The organism is Streptomyces sp. NPDC092369, from assembly GCF_044755245.1.
Taxonomy (GTDB): Bacteria; Actinomycetota; Actinomycetes; order Streptomycetales; family Streptomycetaceae; genus Streptomyces.
Window position 1 is genome coordinate 440,347 of record NZ_JBIVQP010000005.1, and the last position, 19,340, is coordinate 459,686.

17 protein-coding genes are annotated in these 19,340 nt (G+C 71.7%); 12 read left to right on the plus strand and 5 right to left on the minus strand.

What is annotated here, in order from left to right:
• The first annotated feature begins 22 nt into the window (after window positions 1-22).
• From ACIQI8_RS30310 to ACIQI8_RS30320, 3 genes are all read left to right on the plus strand, one after another.
• Window positions 23-331 carry an SCO4225 family membrane protein gene (locus tag ACIQI8_RS30310; RefSeq protein ID WP_402357039.1) on the plus strand — a complete coding sequence of 103 codons (309 nt, stop codon included), beginning with the start codon at window positions 23-25 and terminating at the stop codon, window positions 329-331.
• Between the two features lie 89 nt (window positions 332-420).
• Entirely contained in the window at window positions 421-969 is a 549-nt protein-coding gene (locus ACIQI8_RS30315) for an RNA polymerase sigma factor (protein WP_402357042.1), read from the plus strand.
• Entirely contained in the window at window positions 966-2,174 is a 1,209-nt protein-coding gene (locus ACIQI8_RS30320) for a CU044_5270 family protein (RefSeq protein WP_402357045.1), read from the plus strand. Before ACIQI8_RS30315 ends, ACIQI8_RS30320 begins: the two co-directional genes overlap by 4 nt.
• Window positions 2,175-2,216: 42 nt before the next feature.
• Here the strand turns inward: ACIQI8_RS30320 and ACIQI8_RS30325 are convergent, their stop codons facing one another.
• Entirely contained in the window at window positions 2,217-2,399 is a 183-nt protein-coding gene (locus ACIQI8_RS30325; protein WP_402357048.1) for a hypothetical protein, read from the minus strand.
• A gap of 134 nt (window positions 2,400-2,533) precedes the next feature.
• On the minus strand, window positions 2,534-2,755 hold the full coding sequence (locus ACIQI8_RS30330; RefSeq protein WP_402357051.1) for a hypothetical protein: 222 nt from the start codon (window positions 2,753-2,755) through the stop codon (window positions 2,534-2,536).
• Window positions 2,756-3,057: 302 nt separating this feature from the next.
• Here ACIQI8_RS30330 and ACIQI8_RS30335 point away from each other — a divergent pair, with 302 nt between their 5' ends.
• Together ACIQI8_RS30335 and ACIQI8_RS30340 are read left to right on the plus strand one after the other, a co-directional pair.
• Window positions 3,058-4,989 carry a protein kinase gene (locus ACIQI8_RS30335; RefSeq protein ID WP_402357054.1) on the plus strand — a complete coding sequence of 644 codons (1,932 nt, stop codon included), beginning with the start codon at window positions 3,058-3,060 and terminating at the stop codon, window positions 4,987-4,989.
• Window positions 4,989-5,783, plus strand: a complete 795-nt coding sequence (locus tag ACIQI8_RS30340; RefSeq protein ID WP_402357057.1) for an FHA domain-containing protein — start codon at window positions 4,989-4,991, stop codon at window positions 5,781-5,783. Before ACIQI8_RS30335 ends, ACIQI8_RS30340 begins: the two co-directional genes overlap by 1 nt.
• Window positions 5,784-5,845: 62 nt before the next feature.
• Here ACIQI8_RS30340 and ACIQI8_RS30345 read toward each other — a convergent pair whose 3' ends face one another.
• Window positions 5,846-7,171 (minus strand): helix-turn-helix domain-containing protein, encoded by a 1,326-nt coding sequence (locus ACIQI8_RS30345; protein ID WP_402357060.1) that lies wholly within the window; start codon window positions 7,169-7,171, stop codon window positions 5,846-5,848.
• Window positions 7,172-7,384: 213 nt separating this feature from the next.
• Here ACIQI8_RS30345 and ACIQI8_RS30350 point away from each other — a divergent pair, with 213 nt between their 5' ends.
• Complete coding sequence (locus tag ACIQI8_RS30350; protein WP_402357062.1) at window positions 7,385-8,137, plus strand: DUF4232 domain-containing protein; 753 nt, start codon at window positions 7,385-7,387, stop codon at window positions 8,135-8,137.
• 120 nt (window positions 8,138-8,257) lie between these two features.
• Here ACIQI8_RS30350 and ACIQI8_RS30355 read toward each other — a convergent pair whose 3' ends face one another.
• Window positions 8,258-10,513 (minus strand): MMPL family transporter, encoded by a 2,256-nt coding sequence (locus ACIQI8_RS30355; protein WP_402357065.1) that lies wholly within the window; start codon window positions 10,511-10,513, stop codon window positions 8,258-8,260.
• A gap of 128 nt (window positions 10,514-10,641) precedes the next feature.
• Here ACIQI8_RS30355 and ACIQI8_RS30360 point away from each other — a divergent pair, with 128 nt between their 5' ends.
• The 5 genes from ACIQI8_RS30360 (at window position 10,642) to ACIQI8_RS30380 (ending at window position 16,816) form a co-directional block, all read left to right on the plus strand.
• A complete protein-coding gene (locus ACIQI8_RS30360) occupies window positions 10,642-11,325 on the plus strand; it encodes a TetR/AcrR family transcriptional regulator (RefSeq protein WP_402357068.1) in 684 nt (227 codons plus the stop codon).
• 43 nt (window positions 11,326-11,368) lie between these two features.
• Window positions 11,369-11,947, plus strand: a complete 579-nt coding sequence (locus ACIQI8_RS30365; protein WP_402357071.1) for an RNA polymerase sigma factor — start codon at window positions 11,369-11,371, stop codon at window positions 11,945-11,947.
• Entirely contained in the window at window positions 11,944-12,603 is a 660-nt protein-coding gene (locus ACIQI8_RS30370; protein WP_402357074.1) for a hypothetical protein, read from the plus strand. Before ACIQI8_RS30365 ends, ACIQI8_RS30370 begins: the two co-directional genes overlap by 4 nt.
• Before the next feature lie 163 nt (window positions 12,604-12,766).
• Entirely contained in the window at window positions 12,767-13,597 is an 831-nt protein-coding gene (locus ACIQI8_RS30375) for an alpha/beta fold hydrolase (RefSeq protein WP_402357077.1), read from the plus strand.
• Between the two features lie 159 nt (window positions 13,598-13,756).
• The gene (locus ACIQI8_RS30380) at window positions 13,757-16,816 is read left to right on the plus strand and encodes an FG-GAP-like repeat-containing protein (protein ID WP_402357080.1); all 3,060 of its coding nucleotides are present in this window, start codon (window positions 13,757-13,759) and stop codon (window positions 16,814-16,816) included.
• 71 nt (window positions 16,817-16,887) lie between these two features.
• Here the strand turns inward: ACIQI8_RS30380 and ACIQI8_RS30385 are convergent, their stop codons facing one another.
• The gene (locus ACIQI8_RS30385) at window positions 16,888-17,535 is read right to left on the minus strand and encodes an Lrp/AsnC family transcriptional regulator (RefSeq protein WP_402357083.1); all 648 of its coding nucleotides are present in this window, start codon (window positions 17,533-17,535) and stop codon (window positions 16,888-16,890) included.
• Window positions 17,536-17,741: 206 nt separating this feature from the next.
• Between ACIQI8_RS30385 and ACIQI8_RS30390 the strand changes: the two genes are divergently transcribed.
• Window positions 17,742-19,328: an ABC transporter substrate-binding protein gene (locus tag ACIQI8_RS30390; RefSeq protein ID WP_402357086.1), complete on the plus strand. Its 1,587-nt coding sequence runs from the start codon at window positions 17,742-17,744 to the stop codon at window positions 19,326-19,328.
• Window positions 19,329-19,340: the final 12 nt, after the last annotated feature.

Here is a 19,340-nt window from a genome sequence, read left to right on the forward strand (position 1 = left end):
CCCTCAGCTCAAGGAGACCCCTGTGACCGGCACCGGTACCGGCCGATCCGGCCTGGCCCGACGGCTGCGCCACTACCTCACCGACGTCGTCGCCCTCGGCTACCTCGTCGTCTGCGCGGGCCTGCTCGTCTGGGCGTTCGTCGTGAGCGTCAACGACAGCTCGGACGAGTCGATGGCGGGTGTCATCCCACTGCTCGCCACCGCACCGGTCAGCTTCGTGCTGCTCGTACTGCCCGACGGCGCCGCGATGATCGTCGTCGCCGTCGCCCTCGGGGCCCTGGTCAACGCCGTGATCATCGGCTGGTGTTCGCGTGCGCTCCGGCGCGGCTGAATTCTTTCCCCCCGCATTTCCTGCGCCCTGTAATAACCCGGCCGCCCCACCCATTCCCCGGTGACAGAGCCGATACGAAGGGACGGCGCGTGACTGAAGCCCAACGCTTCCGGGACGTCTACGAGGAGTGTTATCCGCGCGTGCTCGCCTATGCCACGAGCCAGGTGGGACGGCAGGCAGGGGAGGACATCACCAGCGAGACCTTCACCGTCGCATGGCGGCGGATGCGGGATCTGCCGCGGCCGGAACTGCCCTGGCTGCTCGGCGTGGCCCGCAACCTGGTGCGGGAGCTGCGGCGCCGGGACAGCCACCAGTACGCCCTGGCCGCGCGGGAGGCACAGCGCATCGGGAGCGGCGGCGGGGCCGAGACGGCGGACGTGGCGACCGGCGTGATCGACCGGCAGGCCGCGCTGCAGGCCCTGGCGAGTCTGTCCGAGGCCGACCGCGAACTGCTGACGCTGATCGCCTGGCACGGGCTGAGCCCCAAGGACGCCGCGCGTGTCCTGGGCTGCGCCACCGCCACCCTGACCGTCCGGCTGCACCGGGCCCGCCGTCGCCTTGAGCGGGCCATGGACGCCCTGCCCGCCTCGGCCGCCCCGGCGGCGCGCCGCACCGACCCCGAAGGAGTACTCGCATGAGGAACACGAAGGAACGCTCCGCGCGGCGGCGCGACGTCATGAAGACGCTCGCGGACGCCCGCCCCGACGAACTGGACCCGGTGCTGCTGGCCGGCTCCCGGCGCCAGCGCGAGGACCTCGCCCGCATCACGGCCGAGGCGCGCGAGGAGAGGGCGGGGGCGCACCCCCTGGCCTGGCTGCGCCCCCGGCTGGTGCCGCTCGGCGCGGTCGCGACCGTCGCCGCGTCGGCGATCGTGATCGCCGGCCTCGTACAGACGCAGTCGGACGGGACCGCCGGCGACCGGGCGGGCACGCGGTCGCCGGCCGCCAGTGCCTCGGCGGTGGTGAACGGCCGTATGGAGCTGCTCGCTGTCGCGAAGGCGGCGGCGAGTCCGGCCGCCGAGGGCACGTACTGGCAGGTCACCACCCAGACGCTGAACGTCGACGTCGTCGGGGAGAAGGGGCGGCGCTATGCCCTGCTCAGCACCGCGGGCGGGGAGTGGTCGGTCGGGGTCCGGCCGGGGACCGAGAGTCTGATGGTGTCCGGTCTCGACGCCACGACCGAGCCGCGCACGCCGGCGGACAGGAAGGCCTGGAAGGCGGCGGGTTCACCCCGTCGGGTGGAGGGTCCGGCGAGCGCCGACGGGCGGATGCGGCTGGGTTACGCCATCGGGACGGGTACGCCGACCGTCCTGCACACCAACGCCGACGACAAGATCTACGCGCTCGGTCCGGAGAACATCTCCTACCAGGACCTGCGGCAACTCCCGACCAACGCCGACAAGTTGAGGGGTGAACTGGAGCGGTTGTACGAACAGGAGGGGGGCGCGGAGACCAGCGCGGGGCGCACCGCCTGGATGCTGCGCCACACCGCCGACCTCATCACCATGCCGGTCGCGCCGGCGACCCGGGCCGCCGCGTACCGCGTGCTGGCGGAGCTGCCGGGTATCGGCGTCCAGCCCTCCGCCACCGACCCGCTGGGCCGCAAGGGGATGGCGGTCACACTGCCCGTCGACTCGGCGACCGTGCTGGGCGGGGTCGAACAGCGCCTGGTGGTGAATCCGTCCACCGGCGCTCTGCTGTCCGAGGAGACCGTCCTGACCGCTCCCTCGGCCATCGCCCGCGAGGCGGGACTGACCGCCGGTACGACGGTGAATTACGAGGCGACCACGCGGATGGGGTGGTCGGAGCGGCAGATCACGGTGCCGGAGAACGCGAAGCACTGAGCCGCGAGGTACCGAGGCGCGGAGTACTGAAGGGCTTCGGGGTCAGCCGGTCCTGCGTCGGGCGGAGCCGTTGCCCCGGTTGTTGTGGCCCCGGCCCGAACCCGTGCCCCTGCTCGTGACGATCGAGACGGGTACGACAGGTACGTCGACGTCGTCGTCGAGCAGGGCGGTCTCGTTCTCTTCGAAGCCCGGCGCGAAGTCCGGGGCCTGGAAGGGGTTGGTCACCGGAGTGGGCGAGCCCGCGACGGCACGGTCGTGCGCCCCCTCGGGGGCGGAGAACAGCGAGGTTTCGATGAGAGTGCTTCCAATCGTTACAGGGGGATGAGCAGGCCCGCCGTGCCCGACCGGGCACGGCGGTCCTACAGCTTGCTCATCTTGGAGTACGGACTGAGGATCCGGTGCTGAACCGACCCGAAGTCCACCAGCGCCGCGATTCCTTCTTCGACGCCGATCACCCGGCCAAGGCCGTACACGTCGTGTGTGACCCGGTCGCCCACGGCGAAATGCTTGGGAGCTGCCGTGACCGGGGCCTTGAAGGGGCTGGTAGGCAAATAGCGCTTCTGTGCAGCTGGCTTTGTCATTGTCACCAGTATGCGCCCGCGGACACCTCTTCGGTGCGGTCGGCGGACTTCGTTGCGGCGCTGGAATGTATGACGGACCGTGTTCGCGGGAACGCGTGCGCGGTACTCACGGTCGTGTCCGTACCGCCTTTCACCCGCCGCATCTACACAGAGTGACGAGAACGTCCAGGGTCGGCTGTGCGGGTTCTGCGCTCTTCCCAGTGAAGTTCTGTGAACAGGGTCACTGCTGTGTGCACGCTGAGTACACTCCGTCACCGTCGGCGGGGCCGCGCGGGCGGGTGGGGTGGGCGAGGAGTGGGGCAGTGCTGGTGACGCCAGAGGCGGGCGACCGGGTCGCCGGCCGGTATCTGTTGCAGGAGTCCATCGGCAGCGGCGGCATGGGTGTCGTGTGGCGGGCCTGGGACGAGCGGCTGCAGCGCCGGGTCGCGGTCAAGTGCGCGCGCCTGGACGACGACCGGGCCACCCGGCGGCTGATGGGCGAGGCACGCAACGCCGGCCGGCTGCACCACCCGAACATCGTGGGTGTCTTCGACTACATAGACGAGGGCGTCACCTGCTGGATCGTGATGGAGTACGTCCCCTCCCGCAGCCTGGCCCAGATCATGGCCGAGCGCGGTCCGCTGGCGCCCGAGGAGGCCGGTGCGATCGGCTGCCAGATCGCGGACGCGCTGGTGAAGTCGCACAACGAGGGCGTGGTGCACGGCGATGTCACGCCGGAGAACATCCTGGTCACCGACGAAGGCGTCGCGCGGCTCACGGACTTCGGGATCTCCCGGGCCCGGTGGAGCGACGTCACGCACAGCGGCACGCACGGCGTGACGGGCGGTGTGCGCGGCAAACCCCGTTATCTGGCCCCCGAGTTGGCCAAGGGGCTGCCCGCGGGGGAGAAGGCCGACGTGTTCTCCCTGGGCGCCTCCCTGTTCGCGGCGGTCGAGGGCCGGTCCCCGTACGGGGAGGCCGAGCACCTCATGACGTATCTGGCCCGGGCGGTGGAGGGCCACATCGAACCCGCGCGCCGGGCGGGCCCGTTGACCGAGCCGCTCGCCGCGCTGCTGGAGGTGGACCCCCGCCGCCGTCCCGACGCGGCCGGCGCCCGCAAGCTCCTGACGCAGGCGACCCCACCGCCCCCGCACCTCAGGGCGCGCCTGCACGACCACTCCACCCGCACCCTGGACCTCACCGCGTTCACCCTGCGGCTGCCGCGGTCGGTACGCCGTCGCCGGCGCCCCCTGGCGATCGGCGCGGGCGCCCTGGTCACCGCCGGGGCGATCACGGCCGGGCTCGTCCTGTTCGGCCCGTGGGGCTCCCACGGCGGGGGCGATCGGGCCGCGGGCGCCGACGCGAAACCCTCGGTCTCCTCGGCGACTTCGGCCGCGGGACGCGCGGGCACCATCGGCGACGACCGCACGGCGGACCCCTGCGCGCTGCTGGACGCGGCCTCGCTGAGCCGGTTCGGGACCACCGAACTCGACCCGGACTACGGCGAGATCGACCGCTGCGACGTCCTGGTGGAGAACGGCAGCGGTGACGACATCGCCGACCTCCAGATCAACCTCGACGTCGACCGGGACGAGTACGACGGCGTCCAGGACACCCGGGTCGTCGACGGCCTCACGGTCGTCACGGTCAAGCGGGACGGGGACGTGTGCGAACGGGCCGTGCAGACCGCCGACGACCAGCAGATCCGGATCATCGGCAAGCGGCTCGCCGCCTCTTCCCCCGACCCGTGCGCCCTCGCGGACGCCGCCACCGACCACGTCGTCGGCATCCTGGCCGACGGTCCGGTCCCGCGCCGCACGTCACCGCCGGCGGCCGACTCGCTGGCCCGGGTGGACGCCTGCTCCCTGCTCGACGCCGGCGCCCTCCAGCGCCTGCCCGGTGTCGAGGCGGACAACGAGGACCGCGGCTTCGGCGGCTGGGACTGCGACTGGTCGAGCGACGACGGCGCGCGCGAGGTGCAGATCCAGTACAGCCGCGACAACTCCCTGACGGACGACGGGAAGCCGGTGGCCGTCGCCGGCACGAAGAGCTGGTACGTGGCGGACGAGGCCGAGGACGACAGCTGCACCGTACGGACCCCGCACCGCACGTTCAGGGACTCCGTCGGCGAGGAGACGATCGAGCTGTTCCAGCTGACGGTGTACGCGCCGGAGCCGAGCGGGCGACTGTGCGACAGCGCCGCGGAGTTGGCGGGTGTGGTGGTGCGGAACCTCGCGAAGCGGCCGGCGGAGTGATGACCGCGGCCCCGTCGGCTCCGGGCGGCCGTCCGCTCCCCGCGAGCCACGGCAGCCTCGCCCGGGGCGCGTCCGCGCCGCTGCCGGGCACCGTCTTCGCGCTCGCGCTGACCGGCGGCATGACGCTGGGCCCGGGGGAAGGGCGTGAGGTCCTGTTCGGACGCAACCGGCCCGAGGTGCACGTCTGTCTCGGGGAGGACGACCCCCAGGTGAGCCGGCACCAGGGCACGCTGACCCATCGCGGCGGCCGCTGGTGGGTGAGCAACTCGGGGCGGCTGCCGATCCGGTGCGCGGGCGCCCGGCTGCTGTTCCGGGACGAGGAGCCGCTGCCGCTCGACGTCGGCTACACGCCGCTGTTCGTCGGCGGTTCCCGCGGGCGGGAGCATCTGCTGGAGGTCTACGTCACCGGCCCCGAGGGCGAGCGGCCCCTGCCGCGGCACGGGGACGTCACCCGCCCGCCCCGGATCTGGGTCCTCACCGAGCAGGAGAAGCTCGCCCTGATCGTCCTGGGCCGGCGCTACCTGCTGCACGAACCGCGGCCCCAGCCCCTGACATGGCGTCAGACGGCCGCCGAACTGGCCGAGTTGCAGCCGGCCGCCGGCTGGACGGACAAGCGCGTCGAGCACCTGGTCAACGGCGTCCGCACCCGCCTGTCCCGGGACGGGGTGCCCTGGCTGACCCGCGAGGAGCTCGGCGAACCGGTCGGCAACGCGCTCAACGACCATCTGATCCGGGCCCTGTTGACATCGACCACGCTGGTCCCGCTGGACCTGGCACTGATCGACGCTGCCTGAACCCGACCCCGCTCCCGACCCGGGCGTCGAGGTCACCATCAAGAAGGGGATCGCCGGGCGGGTCAGCCGGGAATGTCGGGATCGTAGGGGTGCCGGGTCCACTCCGAGCCACCGAGCGGATAGATGTACGCCGGCCGTCCCACATGCCCGCTCGTCCGGAAGGGGTTGCCCGTGTCGTCGACGCGGACCACCCCGCTCCGGTCGCCGCTGGACCACTCCAGCTCCAGGTACCAACTCACGTTGTACGTCCGCGCGTCGGCGAAGACGTAGAAGACCTCGGGGTCCGACTCGCTCACCTTGTACGGGAAGTCGCGCTGCCCGGCCTTGGGCGCGAGCGCGGGCCGCCCGGCGTCGAGGTTCACCCCGAACGCCGCCGTCCGCACCCCGCCGCCGCACCCGTCGCCCATCGCGTAGTCGTTCCAGGCGAGCGGGGCGCTCCTGTCCACCACCCGCACGTGCAGCGCCTCCAGGACGACCGTGGCCTTCCCGGTGCCCTGCACGGTCAGCGCCAGCATCTGCTCCCCGCCGGCGACCCCGCCGAGCGCCTTGACCCACCCGCGCGCGTCCGGCTCGGACGGCGGCGGAGGCACCTGGTCGGCCTTCTGGTCGATCAGGTAGTGCTGGCTGCACTGGTCCTCCCACTTGTACGGGTTGACCTTGACGGTCGGCGCGGTGGCCCCGTCCTCGGCGTTGTCGCCGCCCACCGCACCCGCACTCCGGGAGGCGGGGGCGGAAGCGGTGGGACCGCCGCCGTGCGAGGCGGACGGCGAGGGCGACTTGCTCTTCGTGCCGGTCGGTTTCGTGGGGCCGGGACCGGTGCCCGGGGACTCGGCGGCGGCGGCCCCCACGGACTGCTTCCCGCTGCGGTCGTCACGGCCGCCGTCGGGCACGAGGTTCACCACGAGCGCGGCCGCGGCGACGGCGGCGACCACGGCGGTCCCGGCGAGGACGACGGTACGGCGCCGGCGGGCCGGCGGACGGGCATCCTCCGGGGTTGCGCGCCGGACGTCGGGAACGTCTCCGGGCCCCTCCCCGACAGCGTCCGCCGGCCCTTCCCCGTCGACGGCGGCGGGCTCATGGGCCGGGTCGTCGGCGGGCACCGGAACGGGAGCGTCCTGCGCGGCGGGTGCCGTCTCGCCCGGCTTCCGCCCCCGCCGGGCGTCCGCGAGGATCCACTGCCGGTGCAGCTCCACCAGCTCCTCCGGCGTGGCTCTGCACAGCCGGGCGAGTCGCTCCACGGGCGCGTAGTCGGTGGGTACGGCGTCCCCGTTGACGTACCGATGCAGCGTGGACGCACTCATGTGCAGCCGCTTCCCGAGCACTCCGTAACTGAGCCCGGAACGCTCCTTCAGCCGGCCGAGCAGCGTCGGGAAGTCGTCCCCCGTCACCGTTCCTCCCTCTCTCCACGTTCCCGCCCGTCATTCCAGGCGGAGCTTGTTCCCGCAGGTCAGAGCGTTCCAGACGTTCCAGCGTCCCGGATGTCCCGGCGGTGGTGGCGGCCGGGACGGATCACGCCACAAGCTCTGGTCATCCAAGCACGCCGCTCCCGGCACCCGGTCGAGCGGCCCGCATCCAGGCCCGTACCGCACACAGGGGATCGCATGTCCACTCGCAACAACCGTGCCCGCATGATCGCCGCCGCCGCCATCGCGGTCGCCACACTGACACTGACGGCCTGCAACGACGGCACGGGCACCAAGGACGAGGGCGCGGCTGATGTGACCACGTCCACCTCCACGCCCAAGGCGTCCGACGCGTCCCCGTCCAAGGCGAGCGGCGGCACGTCCTCGGGAGCGGGCAAGGCCGACACGGCCGCGAAGGACTCGACGGGCGGTACGGCGGGTTCGAACGGGAAGTCGGGCACCTCGGGCTCGTCGGGGCCCTCGGGTTCAAACGGCTCCGGGACCTCGGCCTCCGGCGGCTCGGACGACTCGGGCTCCCGGCTCAAGCCCTGCTCGCCCTCCGCCTCGCGGACGACGGCCACGGCGGTCAGCCGCCCGCTCAACCACCTGCTGCTCACGGTCACCAACACCGGTTCGAAGAACTGCGACCTCGTGTACTACCCGGCCGTCCGGTTCCAGGACGCCCAGTCCGTCCCGCCGGTCATCGAGGACTCTCAGCCGCAGGCCGTGGTCACGCTGGCCCCCGGTGAGTCGGGCTACGCGGGCGTCCTGCTGTCGGCGGCGGACGGCAGCGGCTCCAACGGGTACACGGCCAAGTCCCTGGCGGTGTACTTCAACACGGACGCGACCGCCGCCGCCCACCCGGCGCTGCCCTCGAAGGGCGTCCACATCGACGACTCGATCAAGGTCACGTACTGGCAGGCGGACATGGCGGACGCGCTGAACTGGTGACCGCGGCGGCGCGACCGGACACCCGGCCGCCCGCGCCCTCGCTCCCCGCACGGGACCGGGCCCGCCTCCGATAAATCCGGAGGCGGGCCCGAAGCGGTGTCGGTGGCGCGGGCGGTGGCGTCAGACCTCCGTCGTGTTCTTCGTCGTGTCCTTCACGTACGAGGTAGCGGTGGGGGCGGGCCCGGCGGTCGCCGGGTGCTCCGGGCCGCCCTCGCTGAGGCCGAAGCGGTTGTGGAAGCGGCGCAGGAAGCCGGGGGCGTACCAGGCCGAGCGGCCCAGCAGGCGCATCGCGGCGGGGACGAGGACGCCGCGGACGGCGAGGGCGTCGATGAGGACGGCCAGGCCGCTGCCCAGGCCGAACATCTGCATGAAGCTGATCTTGGCGGTGCCGAAGGCGAAGAAGCTGACCGCGAGCAGGAAGGCCGCCGCGCTGACGATGCGTCCGGTGTGGCCGAGGCCGTCGGCGACGGCGGTCTCGTTGTCGGCGCCCTGGTCGTGGAGTTCCTTGATCCGGCTGGTGACGAACACCTCGTAGTCCATGGACAGTCCGAAGGCGATGCAGAACATCAGGACCGTCATCGACATCTCCATCGGCTGGGCCGTGAAGCCGAGCAGGGAGGAGAGGTTGCCGTCCTGGAAGATCCAGGTCATCACGCCGAGGGTGGCGGCCAGGCTGACGCCGTTGAGGAGCAGGGCGCGCAGCGGCTGCACGATGCTGCCGGTGAAGAGGAAGAGCAGGACGAAGGTGGTCAGGGCGATCAGCGCGATGGCGATCGGGAGCCGGCCGCCGATGGAGTCCTTGGAGTCGACCAGTACGGCGTCGGTGCCGCCCACCAGGGGGTGGGTGCCGGTGGGCGGGGTCAGGGCCCGCACCTGCTCGACCAGGTCCTGGGCCGCGTCCGACTTGGGCGTCAGGGAGCTGACCACGCTGACGCGCTGGGCGTCCGGCCGGCCGAGGGCGGGGTTGGCGGGACCGGCCGCCGCGGACTGTCCGTCGGCGTAGGTCCCGGTGCTGGTCTCGACGCGGACGACGCCCTTGAGGCCGGAGAGTTCGGTGGCGTACGACCGCAGCGGGGCCTTGCTCACGGGCTGGTCGATGACGATGTTGAGGGCCGAGGCCTCGCTGCCGTCGAAGTTGTCCCGCAGTGCCGAAGAGACCTGGCGGCTCGTGGTGTCCTCGGGCAGGACGCGCTCGTCCGGGGTGCCGAAGGTGATGCCGAGCAGCGGGCTCGCGGCCACCAGCAGGACGGCCAGGACGGGGAGCGCGGTGAGCGCGGGCCGCCGCATGACGGTGCGGGCGAGCCGGCCCCACAGCGGCGCCCGGGAACCGGACCGGCCGGGCTTCGCCCACGGCAGCCGGCCGCTGTTGACCCGGTGGCCCAGGACGAAGAGCAGGGAGGGCATCACCAACAGGGTGCTGAGGGCGGCGACGGCGACGACCCCGACCCCGGCGAAGCCGAACGAGCGCAGGAAGTACTGGGGGAAGACCAGGAGCGCGGCGAGCGCGGCCGCGACGGTCGCCGCGGAGAACGCGACGGTACGGCCGGCGGTGGCCACCGTGCGCCGTACCGCGTCCTCCACGCTTGCCCCCGTCGAGAGCTGCTCGCGGAAGCGGCTGACCATCAGCAGGGCGTAGTCGATGCCGAGGCCGAGCCCCAGCGCGGTGGTGAGGTTGGTCGCGGTGTCGGCGACGCTGGTGACGCTGCCGAGCAGGAAGAGCTGGGCGAAGGAGCCGACGACGGCGATGATCGCGATGGCCAGCGGCAGCAGCGCGGCGACCACACTGCCGAAGACGAAGAGGAGCAGTACGAGGGTCAGCGGGATGGCGATGGACTCGGCCAGGACGAGATCGTCGACCACCTGCTTGGACAGCTCACTGCCCACGGCGGCGCCGCCTCCGGCCTCGACCGTGAGGGTGCCGTGGGCGGCGTCGCCGGTGTAGGCGTCGAGGATCTCGGTCGCGTTCTCCTTCTGCTCCGTCTCCGTGCCGGTCACATGGGCCAGCACCATGGCCTCGCGACCGTCCCGGGAGAGGAGCGCGGGGCTGTCGGTGTCCCAGTAGGAGACGACGTTGGTGAGCGTCTTCTCCTTCTTCAGGTCGGCCACCAGGCCCTGCCCGCCGCGGGTGGCGGCGGGGGCGTCGACGCGGCCCTCGTCGGCCCGGACCAGCAGGACCAGGTTGGTCTCCCCGCCGAACTTGTCGTCGATGACCTTCGCGGCCTTCGTGGACTGCGAGGTGGGATCGTCGAAGCCGCCTCCGAGCAGCTTGCCGAACGCGCCGGCGCCCAGCACGCCCATCAGAGCCACGGCCACGACGGCGACGACGAGGACCAGTCGGGACCGGCGTATCGCCAGTTCGGCCAAGCGTTCAAACACGGCGTTCTCCTCGGTAGTTATTTGCTCTCGGGTTCGTTAGAAGTTGTAACGCATCGACCGAGAGAGTGTCAATAACCTTCGTGATAGCCTCTAACGAAACTGTGCGGGGGCGAGGGAGGGCAGGTCGCATGGCCGGAGCAGGGACGACGACACCGCGCGAGCGCTACCGCGCCCAGGTACGCGCCGAGGTCAAGGAGCGGGCGTGGGAGCAGATCGCCACGGCGGGCGCCTCCGCGCTCTCCCTCAACGCGATCGCCAAGCACATGGGCATGACCGGACCCGCCCTGTACCGGTACTTCGCGGGCCGCGACGAACTGATCACCGAGCTGGTCAGGGACGCGTACCGGAGCCTCGCCGACGGGGTGGGCGAGGCGCGGGCGGCGGGCGCGGACGCGGCGGGGCTCGCGCACGCGCTGCGGGAGTGGGCGCTGGCCGATCCGCAGCGGTACTTCCTCGTCTACGGGACTCCGGTGCCGGGCTATCACGCACCGGACGACATCACCGCGATCGCCGCGGAGATCATGGGACACCTGCTCGACGCACTCAACTCGCCGGAGGCATCGGAGGCATCGACGGCGCCGGTACCCCCACCGGCCGCCCGGCTCGACGACCACCTCGCCGACCACCGCGACTGGGCCGGCGACCACCCCGCCCCGCCCGCCGTGCTCCACCGGGCCCTGTCCTTCTGGACCCGCCTGCACGGCATCCTGTCCCTGGAGCTGGCCGGCCACTTCACCGGCATGGGCTTCGACCCCGCGCTGTTCTACGAGGCCGAACTGGCCGACCTGTCGGGGCGGTCCGGGCCGGTCTGACGCGGCGCCGAAAGGAACCGGCCCCGGCCGGACAGGACGGGTTGTGGAATCCAAGACGGAACAGGAAGCGCGCGAGCGGCGGCGGGCGCGCTTCGAAAGACTGGCGCACGTGGTGGCGGAACCGCTGCACCGGTTTCTGCTGCGACGGACGAGCGCCGACCTGGTCGAGGACATCCTCGCGGACACGATGCTGGTGCTGTGGCGCCGTATCGACGCCGTGCCCGGCCTCGGGGACTCCCCGCCCGAGCCCGATGACGTGCTGCCGTGGTGCTACGGCGTGGCCCGGGGGTGTCTGGCGAACGCCCGCCGCGCGGACGGACGCCGGCTCCGGCTGGTGGAGCGGCTGATCCGGACGCTGGAGGCGCGGCCCGCGACGGGGGACGCCGATCACAGCGAGCTGCATGCCGCGCTGGACACCCTCGCGGCGCTGGACCGCGAGGTGCTGCAGCTGTGGGCGTGGGAGGGACTGGCGCCGCGGCAGATCGCGGACGCCACCGGGATGACCTCCAACGCGGTCAGCATCCGGCTGCACCGGGCGAAGAAGAAACTCGCCGCGCAGTTGGGGCGAAAGGACGCAGAACGGTCCGGACACAAGAGAGTCGAAGGAAGGAGCAGTCAGTGAACGACGACGAACTGCTGGCCCGGATGAAGTCCGCGGACCCGGCGCTGACGACACAGGCTCCGTCGCCCGACGTCAACCGTCTTGTGGAGGCCACCTTGAACACCGACAGCGCGCTCAGGTCCGCGACGGCCGTCTCCGGCGACGGCGCCGGCCCCACCACTCGCCCCGGGAAGTCCCGCGCGGGACTGGGCCGCCGTCAGCTCTTCGGGCTCGCGGCCGCCGGTCTGCTGCTGCTCGGCGGGGGCATCGCAGGAGGAGTCATGGCGAACGACGGCAATGGCGGCGGCAACGGCGGCGTCCCCGGTCAGTCGGCCAAGGCCGCACCCGCCCTGAGGCTCGGCGTCGCGCCGGGCGGCATCGCCGGCAAGTGCGCGGAACCCACCCCCGACCGTCTGCGCGCGTACCCGACCCTCTTCGGCGGAACGGTCACCTCCGTCAAGGGCACCACGGTCACCTTCCGCGTCGACCAGTGGCTGAAGGGCGGTGACGCGGACACGGTCGTCCTCGACAACGGCCCCGACGACATCGAGCACCTGACCTTCTCGGTCGGCGAGTCCTACATCGTCGCGGCGAAGGACGGCGTGGTCCCGATGTGCGGCGCGAACTGGGCCTCGCCCGAGACCGTCGCCCAGTTCCGCCAGGCGTTCGGGAAGTAACCGCGCGTAGACCTGCCGCTGTGCGGATGTGCCGCCGAGCCCCCCGGCGTAGGGTGTTCGAGGTATATCCGGACCGCGCCTCAAGGCGTGAATTCGTCGGTCCCGCGTGCGCCGCGCACCCCCGAGTAGCACGGGGCACGGACGGGCGAGCGGAGGATCAGGTATGGGTACAGTCACCACCGACGACGGCACCACCATCTTCTACAAGGACTGGGGTCCACGGGACGCTCAGCCGGTCGTCTTCCATCACGGATGGCCACTGAGCGCCGACGACTGGGACAACCAGATGTTGTTCTTCCTGGCGCACGGCTATCGGGTCATCGCCCACGACCGCCGTGGGCACGGGCGGTCGAGCCAGACCGCCACCGGCCACGACATGGACACCTACGCCGCCGACGTGATCGCCCTCGCGGCCGCGCTCGACCTGCGGGACGCGTGTCACATCGGCCACTCCACCGGCGGCGGCGAGGTCGCCCGCTACGTCGCCCGCGCCGAGCCCGGCCGGGTCGCGAAGGCGGTGCTCGTGGGCGCCGTACCGCCGATCATGATCAAGTCGGAGTCCAACCCGGGCGGCCTGCCCCTGGAGGTCTTCGACGGCTTCCGCGAGGGCGTCGCGGGCAACCGCTCGCAGTTCTTCATCGACGTACCGTCGGGGCCGTTCTACGGCTTCAACCGGCCCGGCGCGAACGTCTCGCAGGGGCTGATCGACAACTGGTGGCGGCAGGGCATGATGGGCGCCGCCAACGCCCACTACGAATGCGTGAAGGCGTTCTCCGAGACCGACTTCACCGAGGACCTCCAGCAGATCGACGTCCCGGTCCTGGTCGCCCACGGAACCGACGACCAGGTCGTCCCGTACGACGACTCGGCGCCGCTGACGGTCGCGCTCCTGAAGAACGGCACGCTCAAGAGCTACGAGGGCTACCCGCACGGGATGCTCTCCACCCACCCGGAGGTTCTCAACCCCGACATCCTCGCGTTCCTGAAGTCCTGACCACTCTCCCGTGCCCCCTGTGCCTGCTGTTACTGTCATGCAGCTGTGCACGGGGGGCACTTGGGGGCCGGCGCGCTTTCGCGGCGCCGGTGACACGCACCTGATCGGCCACCGCCGTCCCGTCACGCCTTTTCCCGTTGAGAGGCTCAGGAGTCGGCGATGTCCCGTCGTACCACCGCCCGTGGCGTCGTCGCCGCGCTGGCCGTTCTCGCCGTGACCGCGGGCACCGCTCCCGCCGGCACCGCCCTGACCGGCCCCGCCGCAGACACCGTTCCGGCTGCGGAGAAGGTCTTCCAGGCGGACCGCTACATACCGCGCAAGGACCGGATCCACAGCGCGGGGCCCAGCGGCTATCTGCATGTCCAGGAGGGGCGTTCCGGCTACCTGTGGACGTCGTACGACACCGGTGCGACGACCGAGCTGGGCAACCTGCCGCTGGCCGGACTCACCGCGTACCTGGGGTCGTCGTCCGACGTCGTGGCCGATGTCGTCTCGGCCACCCAGAAGGTCGTCCTGCGGGACCTGTCCGCCGGTACCAGCACGGACGTCGCCCTCACCCACGGCTTGTACATGGCCACCTTCGGCAGCCATGTGCTGACCCAGGCCAAGGGCACCGCCGGCACCCGTGTGCTCTGGCTGTTCGGCGAGGGCGCGCCCGCCGAGGGCACCCAGGTCGAGGGTTGGCCGACCGGGATCACCGACAACTTCACCGTGCTGGGGGGCGACAGCGGCACCGTCGTCATCGGGTACGCGCTGCCGAACGGCGAGCGGCACCTGGTCCTGGTCGACCTGGCCGGCGCGAAGGTCACCGGCGATGTGACCGTGCCCAGTGCTCCGACGGGGGTGGCACTGAGCGCGGACCGGCTGGTCTGGTGGTCCGATCTCAGGACGGCCCACGTCCTGGACCGCGCCGACCTCTCCGCCGCCGGGACGGCGGTGCCGCTGCCCGGCGCCGAGGGCACGCCGTACGTGGGCATCGCCGGGCGCTGGCTGGTGGTCGCCCGTTCCGTGCCGTCGGATCCGCACGACTGGGTCGACAAGTCCGGTGAGCGCCTGATGGCCGTGCCCCTCACCGGCGGTGACCCGATCACCCTGCTCCGGCACGCGAACACGTCCCTCGTCGCGGCACCGGACGGTGGCCTACTGGCCGTCGGCGGCACCGACGCCGGGCACTGGGCCGTACGCCGGGTCACCGACACGGGGGCGGACACACCGACGCTGACGGAGCTGACCGCCGTGCCGTCCGCCGCCGCCAGGATCGACCGGCTGTCGCTGCAGAACGGCACCTTGGCCACCGACGAGGCCGACAGCAGCTTCCTGGGCTCCTACTACACCCGGCGGACAGCCGCCGACGGCACTCCGAGCGCACCGACCTGGCAGACCTGGGACGGCCGTGGGGCGGGCCCTTACGCCACCGGCGACGGTCAGGTCGTGACGTTCACCGCCGAGCCCGACCCTGCCGTCGACTCGTACGTCCAGTCCCTCGACGACCAGGCGGGCTTCTTCCTCCCCTCGCGCGCCGGATCCGTCCTCGACATCACCGGCCGCTACGCGATCGTCAACGGCACCTCGCCCACCAAGCAGTACGTCGGCGACCTCGGCGTCTACTCCGACCTCCGGCCGATCGTCACCCGCTCCGTCACGGCCGCCTCCGTCTGGGGGACCAGCCTGTGGACGCCGGGTTCCGGCTCCGGTGTCGTCACGGCCAAGGACCTGAAGACCGGCAGGACCACCGAGACCGTCTCCACCGGCGCCCCGTGCGTCCCCAAGGAGCTTCAGGCGGTGGGCCGTTGGGTCTACTGGTCCTGCGGCCCGACCGCGAAGGCCGGCGTCTGGGACCGTACGGCGAAGAAGAGCATCCCCGTCCCGTCCGGGGAGGCCCTCCTCGGTGACGGCTACCTCGTCCGGCACGACACCGCGGCCGGGGCGCTTCAGCTCACCGCCTTCGCCGACGGCACCGCGACCACCCGGAAGATCGGCGATCTCGCGGCGGGCGCCTCCAGCCTGCGCGGGGTGACGTGGACTGTGGACAAGTTCGGCGGGCCGGCGGCCTACGTCGACGCGGACCGGCGGATCCATCTGGTGCCCAGCGGGGTCGCCACCCAGCGGCTCTCCGTCATCGAGTCCGAGGTGACAAACAACTCGTGGGAGAGCGACGCGGCCACCGACCCGTGGTGGCAGTGGCGCGGACTGCTCGCCAAGCCCGCCGCCTCCTGGCAGGCCACGGTCACCAGCAAGGCCACCGGAGCCGTGGTCCGTACGCTCTCCGGCGGCGAGGTGAGCGGCAACCTGACCGCGCGGTGGAACACCCGTGACACCACGGGCGCGCTCGTTCCCAACGGCACGTACACCTTCAGGCTGACGGCCCCGCCCGCGGACGGTTCGGGGCCGGCGCTGACGGTGTCCCAGACGGTGCGGGTGTCCGACGGGGCCGCCGTGCGCCGCGACTTCACCAACAGCGCGAGCTGGGCACCCGACGGCATCGGCGACGCCCTGACCCTCACCTCCTCCGGAGTCGTCGGCTACCGGCCGGGCGACGGCACGGGCGGCTTCGCCAAGACCATGACGGCCTCGGGCTGGCCCTCCTCCGTGACGCTGGTCCCGTTCGGCGACCTCAACGGCGACCGCCGCAATGACGTCCTCGTGCGGTTCAGCAGCGGCGAGCTGCGCGTGTACCGGACCATGCTCGGACAGGCCTTCCTCACGAACACCCCGCACACCTCGCTCGGCAAGGGCTGGAACCAGTACGACGTCCTGACCTCGCCCGGCGACGTCAGCGGCGACGGCCGGCCGGACCTCATCGCGCGCAACTCCGCCACCGGCGCCGTCTACCTCTACAAGGGGACCAGCACAGGCAAGCTGTCGGCGCGCGTGAAGCTCTACGACAACTGGAAGACGTACAAGAAGGTCGTGGGCGTCGGCGACCTCAACGGTGACGGCATCGGCGACCTGGTCGCGCAGGACAAGTCCAACACCCTGTACCGGTACTTCGGCACGGGCAAGGGCACCTTCAAGACGCGCGTGAAGCTGTTCGGCGCGTGGGGCGGGGCGTACAACGCGGTCGTCGGCGTCGGTGACATCACCGGTGACGGCAAGGCGGACCTCGTCTCCCGCGACACGAGCGGCAACGTGTGGCGCAACAGCGGTGACGGCAAGGGGTCGTTCGGCGGGCGGACGAGGATCGCGACCGGGTGGCAGGTGTACAAGAAGGTCTTCTGACACCCTGACACCCTCAACTCACGGGCCCCTGCGGGTCCGTGCGGTGGGGCCTCGCCCCCCGGTCGGCTTCGTCACTCCTCCGGTTGGGACGCCCGTTGCAGGTCCGCCCGCCCCTCGGCCGCCCGGATGAAGCGGGTCATGCCGAACTGGCTCGCACCGGGGGCGTCCTGCGGGGCGCTGCCGGCGGACTCGGGGGAGCGGGCCTCGGTCGGCAGGACGTAGGGCCGGCGCAGCACCTCGTCGAGGATGATCACCGTCTCCGTCGCGCGGACCGCGGGAATGGTGGAGAGGCGGTCGGTGACCAGGCGGTGGACGGCGGAGACGTCGGCCACCCGGATCTGGATCATGGCGTCGTGCTGGCCGGTGGTGACGGCGCAGTACTCCACCTCCGGCATCTGGGCGAGCGCGGTGCGGAACTGCTTCCACAGCTCCTGGCGGACCGTGACGAAGATCAGCGCACAGATCTCCAGCCCGACCCGGGTGTGGTCGACGCGGGCGCTGAAGCCGTTGATCACGCCGTCGGCGCGGAGGGCTTCGAGGCGGGTGTAGGCGTTCGCGCGGGAGACGCCGACACGGTCCGCGAGGGCGGCGACGGAAATACGTCCCTGGGTACGCAGAACGTCGAGGATCTTGAAATGCACCGAATCCAGGGCAAGACCGATGCCGATCCGTCCAGATCGGCGTTCGCCCGGGGTCTCCGGGCTCGACAGATCTTCCATGTTGGCGCCTCTCCGTCGCATTTCGTCTCGCGCTGGTCCCGTCGGCCGAGAGTCCTGGTTATTTTCGGCCCACCCTAACGGCGAATCGTCCAGGTCCCCTCCCGGCGCCCGCCCGTACCCGCCCGGCCCTGTCCCGCTCCGCCCCCGCTGGTCCCCGATCCCCGCGCTCGCGCACCCCTCGCTCCGCCCTGCTCACGGAGGCACGCATGCCCAGATTCAGTGCCGGGTCCTACCCGGCGGCACTCCCCCTCGTCGCGGTCGCGGCGCTCGCCCTGAGCGCCTGCTCCGGCGGTACGAGTGCCTCCGGTTCCGCGGCCGGCAAGACCCTGGTCGTCGACACGTCGTTCAACCTGAAGACCGCCGACCCGGGCCGTGAGTTCGAGCCGACCGGGCAGATCGTGGACAAGGCGCTCTACGAGACGCTGCTGACCTTCAAGGGCGGCGACGTCACCAAGCCGGTGCCGGGCCTGGCGTCCTCGTACGAACTGTCCAAGGACGGCAGGACGCTCACCCTGCACCTGCGCACGGGCGCGAAGTTCGCGGACGGCGGTGCGGTCACCGCCGACGACGTCGTGTTCTCGCTGAACCGGGTGATCGCGCTCAAGGGCAACCCGTCGTTCCTGCTGGACGGCGTCACGGTCAGCAAGACCGACGCCTCCACGGTCACCCTGGTGTCGAAGAAGGCGAACCCGGCGCTGCCCTTCATCCTCCCCAACCCCGCGCTCGGCATCCTCAGCGCGAAGACGGTCCAGGCCCACGGCGGGAGCGCGACCTCGGCGGACGCGGCGGAGAAGTACCTCAACACCAAGTCGGCCGGCTCGGGCCCGTACACGCTCACCTCGTTCAACACGAACACCCAGGTCGTCCTGGAGAAGAACCCCAAGTACACCGGCTCGGACAAGCCGACCTACGACAAGATCGTCCTCCGCAACGTCCAGGCGCCCACGCAGAAGCTGAACGTGCAGCGCGGCGACAGCCAGATCGCCCTCGACCTCACCTCCGACCAGGTCGGCGGGCTCACCGGCGGGCTCAAGGTGGACAGCGGCGCGTCCTCGGACGTGATCTTCCTGCTGCTCAACCGGAACACCAAGGTCAGCACGACGACGGCCGACGCGAAGTTCGCCGAGGCGGTGCGCAAGGGCATCGACTACAAGAGCCTGCTCTCGCTCGCCGGCAAGGGTTCCGTCCAGTCCGCCGGCATCATCCCGTCGACCTTCCTCGGCGCACTGCCCGCCTCGCAGGCCACCACCCGTGACCTCGCCGGCGCGAAGGCGGCCCTCAAGGCGAGCGGGATCGCCAAGCCGTCCGTGACCCTCGGCTACGCCAGTGACCTGACCGTCGACGGCCTGTCCCTGCAGACCCTCGCCGAACGGGTCCAGGCCCAGCTCAAGGAGGTCGGCATCACCGTCACGCTCGCTCCCGCGCCGACCACCACGGAACTCGACAACTACCGCAACGCCAAGGAGCAGGTGGGCCTGTGGTACTGGGGCCCGGACTACCCGGACCCCAGCGACTACCTCGCCTTCCTGCCCGGCAACCTGGTCGGCCTGCGCGCGGGCTGGCAGGCCGGCGCCGACCCCGCCCTCACCGCCCTCGGCGACAAGGCCGCCACCACGATCGGCGACGACGCCCGCAAGGCGCTGTACGAGCAGATCCAGACCCGGCTGAACGCCTCCGGCCCCTTCATCCCGCTGATGCAGCCGAGCCGCAACACCGTCTCCGCCGCGTCCGTGACCGGCGTCGCCTACAACCCCGTATGGACGATCGATGTCGCCGCGCTCGGTGCCAAGTAAGGGAACGGGCGG